2 protein-coding genes are annotated in these 2,225 nt (G+C 41.9%); both read left to right on the top strand.

Annotated features, from left to right (window positions below):
- The coding region (locus tag U9Q77_10970) for an N-6 DNA methylase (GenBank protein MEA3287878.1) at positions 1–1,046 on the top strand (1,046 nt) is incomplete at its 5' end.
- Positions 1,043–1,966, top strand: coding sequence for an ORF6N domain-containing protein (locus U9Q77_10965; protein MEA3287877.1), 924 nt, complete (start codon positions 1,043–1,045; stop codon positions 1,964–1,966). The genes U9Q77_10970 and U9Q77_10965, both read left to right, overlap by 4 nt.
- Positions 1,967–2,225 lie beyond the last annotated feature (259 nt).

Raw genomic sequence — 2,225 nt, 5'->3', positions numbered from 1 at the left:
ATGTTTTCGAGTATTTCCTAGGTGAATTCGCACTGGCTGAAGGGAAGAAAGGTGGACAGTTCTATACGCCCCGCTCAGTTGTTGAATTACTGGTTGAGATGCTTGAACCATATAAAGGTAGAGTATTCGATCCCTGTTGTGGTTCTGGTGGTTTATTTGTTCAGTCAGAAAAATTCGTGGCTGACCATCAAGGTAAAGTGAATGACATCTCCATCTATGGGCAGGAAAGCAATCAAACGACTTGGAGATTGGCCAAGATGAATCTGGCTATCCGGGGGATTGATAGTTCGCAAGTAAAGTGGAATAATGAAGGTTCTTTTCTGAATGACAGTCACAAAGATTTAAAAGCTGATTATGTCATCGCCAATCCGCCCTTCAACGACAGTGATTGGAGTGGTGATCTACTTCGGGGTGATGGACGCTGGAAGTATGGCACTCCGCCACCAGGAAATGCGAATTATGCCTGGATACAGCACTTCCTTTACCACTTGAGCCCTAATGGTCACGCTGGTTTCGTGCTCGCCAAGGGTGCTCTAACATCCAAGACTTCTGGCGAAGGTGATATCCGCAAAGAACTGATCGAAGCCCGCATGGTTGACTGTGTTGTCAATATGCCAGCAAAACTATTCCTGAATACTCAAATTCCAGCCAGTCTATGGTTCCTCAGCCGCAATAAGACCCACAGGCGAGAAGAAATTCTATTTATTGATGCTCGTAATCTCGGTCATCTAATCAATCGCAGGACTCGTGAATTCTCTGCTGAGGACATTACCACCATTACAGATACATATCATGATTGGCTAAACCCTGAGGGTGGGTATGAAAATGTGAAAGGGTTCTGTAGCTCAACACCTATTGAACGGGTCAAGGAGCTGGATTATGTCCTAACTCCAGGGCGTTATGTTGGTTTAGCAGATGAAGTAGATGATTTTGATTTCAATGAGAGGTTTGGTCAGTTGAAGGCAGAGTTTGAGGGACAGCTTGAAGAAGAAGCAAGGCTGAATGTGTTGATTCAGGAAAACCTGGCCAGGGTAAAATTATTATGAGTGGGAATGCGTTGATAAAACCAGATCCAATTCAGGAGAAGATATATACCATCCGTGGGGTTCAGGTGATGTTAGATAGTGACCTGGCTGAACTTTACGGTGTTGAAACAAGAGTTCTCAATCAAGCTGTAAAAAGAAATAGTAATAGATTTCCTGCTGATTTTATGTTTCGATTAACAAAGCAAGAATTCGACAAGTGGAAGGTAAGCCCTGGTAACGAGATTTTGATGTCACAATCTGTGATATCAAAAGACAGGCGAGGTGGAAGACAAAAGCTACCGAATACTTTCACCGAACAAGGCGTAGCCATGCTTTCAGCGATATTGCGAAGTGAAACGGCTGTTAGAGTTAGTGTACAAATTATGCAAGCTTTTGTCAGCATGCGAAAATTCATGAGTACTCATGCTGAAATTTTTCGACGGCTGGAACATGTAGAAGTTAAACAGCTTAAAACGGATGAAAAATTCGAACATTTATTCAACGCCTTGGCTAAAGGTAATTTATCTCCCAAACAGGGCATCTTTTACGATGGACAGATCTTTGACGCTTATGTGTTCGTGGCAGATCTAATAAAAACCGCCCGGAAATCCATTATCCTTATTGATAACTATATAGATGAAACGGTTCTACAGCTACTTAGTAAACGCAACACAAAGGCGACAGCTATAGTCTATTGTAAAAACATCACCTCAGGGTTGCGGCAAGATCTGAAAAAGCACAATCAACAGTACGCGACAATCCATTTGAGGACTTTTAATAAAGCCCATGATCGTTTCCTGATTCTAGATGAGTCAACTGTTTATCATTTTGGAGCTTCCCTGAAAGATGTAGGCAAAAAATGGTTCGCTTTTTCTAAAATGAATATTAAGGCACTGGATCTGATTTCCAGACTTGAAAAAAGCGCCTGGGAGTGCAAGTAAGTATTTTGATGACATTTAACTCACACGATTTCAATGGGAGGGCTAGTCAACTGAAAGCAGAGTTTGAAGGGCAGCTTGTGGAAGAGGCAAATCTTAGCAAGCAAGTACTGGCCAATCTTTCTAAGGTGAAATTTGATGAGATTAACTCATCTATAATTGGGGAAAGTTGAATGCCTACATATCAGCTCTCACAAATCGCAGAGGTGATTGATTGTGAGCATAAAACAGCTCCAAAAGTTGAAGCTAGTGAATATTATTC

Source organism: Candidatus Neomarinimicrobiota bacterium (genome assembly GCA_034716895.1).
Taxonomy (GTDB): domain Bacteria; phylum Fidelibacterota; class UBA8477; order UBA8477; family JABMPR01; genus JABMPR01.
Note: the sequence above shows the minus strand (reverse complement) of the source record. Positions and strands in the feature narration are given on the sequence as shown.

What these genes read in the sequence shown, in the direction of transcription:
- U9Q77_10965 (MEA3287877.1), top strand. Translation starts at nt 1,043, where the DNA reads ATGAGTGGGAATGCGTTGATAAAACCAGATCCAATTCAGGAGAAGATA.